5 protein-coding genes are annotated in these 3323 nt (G+C 75.4%); 3 read left to right on the plus strand and 2 right to left on the minus strand.

Going from position 1 to position 3323, the window contains the following annotated elements:
- On the plus strand, nt 1-472 hold a 472-nt coding region (locus tag JNW91_RS30515), incomplete at its 5' end, for a hypothetical protein (protein ID WP_238425989.1).
- A gap of 23 nt (nt 473-495) precedes the next feature.
- Here JNW91_RS30515 and JNW91_RS30520 read toward each other — a convergent pair.
- Nucleotides 496-1350, minus strand: coding sequence for a DUF3152 domain-containing protein (locus tag JNW91_RS30520; protein WP_203178941.1), 855 nt, complete (start codon nt 1348-1350; stop codon nt 496-498).
- Nucleotides 1351-1488: 138 nt separating this feature from the next.
- Here JNW91_RS30520 and JNW91_RS30525 point away from each other — a divergent pair, with 138 nt between their 5' ends.
- Nucleotides 1489-1992 (plus strand): SigE family RNA polymerase sigma factor, encoded by a 504-nt coding sequence (locus JNW91_RS30525; RefSeq protein ID WP_203178942.1) that lies wholly within the window; start codon nt 1489-1491, stop codon nt 1990-1992.
- A gap of 304 nt (nt 1993-2296) precedes the next feature.
- A complete protein-coding gene (locus JNW91_RS32880) occupies nt 2297-2737 on the plus strand; it encodes a hypothetical protein (protein WP_238425990.1) in 441 nt (146 codons plus the stop codon).
- Between the two features lie 12 nt (nt 2738-2749).
- Here the strand turns inward: JNW91_RS32880 and JNW91_RS32885 are convergent.
- Nucleotides 2750-3323 (minus strand): ATP-binding protein (locus JNW91_RS32885; RefSeq protein WP_238425991.1); only part of this gene is annotated, 574 nt, incomplete at its 5' end.

A 3323-nucleotide genomic window follows, 5' to 3' on the forward strand; every position in this document is an offset into this window, starting at 1 on the left:
CCACTGCGCGACGGCGCCGCGCCCGCTCCGGCTGCCCCGCCGGCGTTCACCACCTTCAGTCGTGGCGGCTGGCCGCCCGCGTACTACCTGGTGCTCGCCCGGCGCGCCCGATCGTCCCGCGAACGGCCCGGGCACCGGGGACGCCGCCGTGCCACTGCGCGACGGCGCCGCGCCCGCTCCGGCTGCCCCGCCGGCGTTCACCACCTTCAGTCGTGGCGGCTGGCCGCCCGCGTACTACCTGGTGCTCGCCGGTGTCCTCGCGGTGCTGGCGCTGCTGCTCCTGTGGCGCCGCCCGGCGGTCGCGGCGTCGAACTCCGCCGGCGCGCCGGCGCCCGCACCCACGCACGCCCCCGAGTCGGATCCCGGCCCGGTGCCGGACAATGTCAGCCGGCTGCCGACCAACCTCAATGCCATCTACGAGTTGGGTCGCCTCGACGAGCGGCTCGACCAGGAGCGTCGGCGCCGGCCCTGACGCGCGGCATGTCGACGCTGCGCTCAGTGCGCCGGCCGGGCACCCTCGCGCGGCGGGATCTCTTCGCGGTACGCCCCGACCGGCCCGGAGTAGCGGGCCGTGCCGTCCGGGTGCGGCCAGGCGTTGGCGGTGCACCCGTGCAACCCCAGCGTCTGCTGCTGCATCACCGGCGCCCGCCGGCCACGCCCCGGGCACCGCTCGTGACCCAGTCCGAGCCGGTGGCCGACCTCGTGGTTGACCATGTACTGCCGGTAGGTGGCCCGGCTCGCTCCGTAGCCCGGCACCGCCGTGACCCAGCGGGCCACGTTGAGCACCACCCGGTCGCCGTTGCGACACGAAGTGTAGCCGTCCGGCACGTCCTGGCAGAGCGTGTCGCGGGTGCCGGGGGTGGCCAGGTAGATGGTGAAGTCGGCCGGGGTTCCCGCGCCCACCCGGCGCAGCCGCCACGTCCCACCGGCGGTCCACCCGCGCGGGTCGTTGAGTGTCGCCGACACCGTCGCCGCGACGTCGGCCACCGGCAACCCCCGGATGTCGCGCTCCACCGCGACCCGGTAGCGCAACAGTCGACCACCGCTGCCACCCCCGGCCGTTGTCTCGGCCGCCGCCACCGACCAGCGGTTGCCGCCGGTGGCGGGATAACCGACCACGACGGGTGCAGGCGCGGCGCCGGCGCTCCCGGCGGCGCCCGCAGGTCGGCCGGTCGAGGCCGACCCCGCCGCGGGCTGCTCACCGTGAGCTGGCCGGCTCGTGGCCGGGCCGGACAGGGACGGATCGTCCACCGACCCTCCGGCAGCCGGCAGGCCGCAGCCCGTGAGCAGCGCCACCAGCAGCAACACCGCCGAAGCGGCCCGGCCACGGCGGGTAGCCTTCGTCGCCATGTCTCTCCCCTCGTGCGTCGCTCTGCGGCGACGCGGAGGAGAAGACGGGTGATCGTGGCGGAAAGTTGATGCCACCCGGACTCAACCTTTTGCCGCCCTCGCCCGTCCCTAGCGGTGTGGCATGGGGGAGGGTTCGCGGTGGCGCGGGGTGACGCGGAGTTCGTCGAGTTCGCGCGGGCGGCATCCGCGCGACTGGTGCATGCCGCGTTCCTGATGACCGGTGACCACCACCAGGCCGAGGACGCCGCGCAGACCGCCCTGGTCCGCACCTACGCGTCGTGGTCGCGGATCCACGACGACGACGCCTACGGGTACGCCCGCCGCACCCTGGTCAACCACCTGGTGGACGGGTGGCGGCGGCCGGTGCGGGAGTATCCGACCGACGAGGTGCCGGAGCAGGGGCGCGGCGACGTGGCCGACGAGGTGGCCACCCGGCGCTGGCTGATCACCATCCTGGGCGCGCTCAGCCCTCGCGAACGGGCCATCGTCGTGCTGCGCTACTACTTCGACCTTCCGGAGGCGCAGGTGGCCCGGGAACTCGCCGTGTCCGTGGGCACGGTCAAGAGCACCAGCTCGCGAGCCCTGGAGAAGCTGCGCGCCAGCGGGGCGCGGGCGGCCGACAACCAGGAGGCGCGGCGATGAGCGAGCTGGACCGGCTTCGTGACGCCATGCTGGCGACCGAGCGCCCCGCCCCCACCCTCGACCTGGTCGCCGTCATGCGCGAGGGGCGGCGGCTGCGGACTCGTCGGCGGGTCGCCGGAGCCGGGGCGGCGACGCTGGCGACCGCCCTGGCCGCCGTGATCGTCATGGTGGCGGTCGGTGCCCGGCCGGGGGGCCCGCCGCCAGTCGACCGTCCGCCGCCGGTCGCCGTCGCTCCGCCGCCGTCGTCGCCTCGCCGATGCCGACATCGGAGGAACCCACGCCGCCGCCGACATCGGCGACACCAGTGCCGAAGCCGTTGGGCCGGGTCGTCGACAGCGGGGTCCGGCACGGCGCCGACCAGCGGGTGTACTACTTCGTCTCGGTTTCGGTGCCCGGCCAGCCCCGGGTGAGCATCGGGCTGGCCGCCGGCCGTCGTGCCCCGGACGGCACCCTGACCACGGACATCCTGGTCAACGACGTCGAGGGGGCCGACCGCAGCCCCGGGTTCCACGAGATCGGCTACGACGAGCGGTCGTCCGCCGCGCCGGTGCCCACCTTCGGCTACTTCGTCGGCCCCGCCCAGCGGATCACCGGCACCGTGGACGGCCGCCAGGTCGATGCCCGGCTTGCCCGATGGAGTTTCGACAAGCAGGTCGTGGTCTTCTGGTTCGACCCGGGCGAGCTGGCCCCGGGGGAGCGGCTGGACGGCATCATCGCCCGCGACGGCGCCGGCCGCCGCCTCTGACGCCCGGTCGGCTCAGGCCGGGTCGGCGAGCCGGCGCTCGATGGTCACCGTCGTCCCCTCGGCGGTGGAGACCAGCCGCACGTCGCCGTAGGCGTTCATCAGCAGCGCGCCGCGTCCCCGGTCCATCGCCGGTCGGCGGTCGCGCCAGGTGCCGAAATCGCGTACCGCGATCCGGATCAGGCCGTCGTTGACCTCGAGCCGGACCCGGACCTCCGGGCGGCTGGGCCGTTGCGCGTGCTCGACGGCGTTGTTCATGGCCTCGGACGCGGCGAGCAGCAGGTCCTCCAGCAGGTCCGGACCGACGTCCAGGTCGCCCAGCGCCAGCCGTACGTCACGCCGCAGCGCGGCGGCCGAGGTGGGCGCGGAGGGGTACGTCCAGCCGACGTCCAGTTTGTCGCCGTAGGCCGGATCCGTCGACGCCCCGTCGAAAGGTCCGGCCGGGGTCCCGGTCATGTCGGGCTGGTCGTCGGGCACGGCCGGGGGAGGTTCGGCCGCACGGTCGACGGTCGGCACCGGCAGGTCGGTGGCCTCGGCGGGCCGTCCCGCCGTGGTCTCGGGCGCCGGCGCGGCCCCGCCGGCCGGGGAC

Origin of the sequence: Micromonospora parastrephiae, assembly GCF_016802865.1 — a bacterium.
Classification (GTDB): domain Bacteria; phylum Actinomycetota; class Actinomycetes; order Mycobacteriales; family Micromonosporaceae; genus Micromonospora; species Micromonospora parastrephiae.

Coding starts and splice junctions, on each gene's coding strand:
- JNW91_RS30520 (WP_203178941.1), bottom strand. CDS start 1,350: ATGGCGACGAAGGCTACCCGCCGTGGCCGGGCCGCTTCGGCGGTGTTG.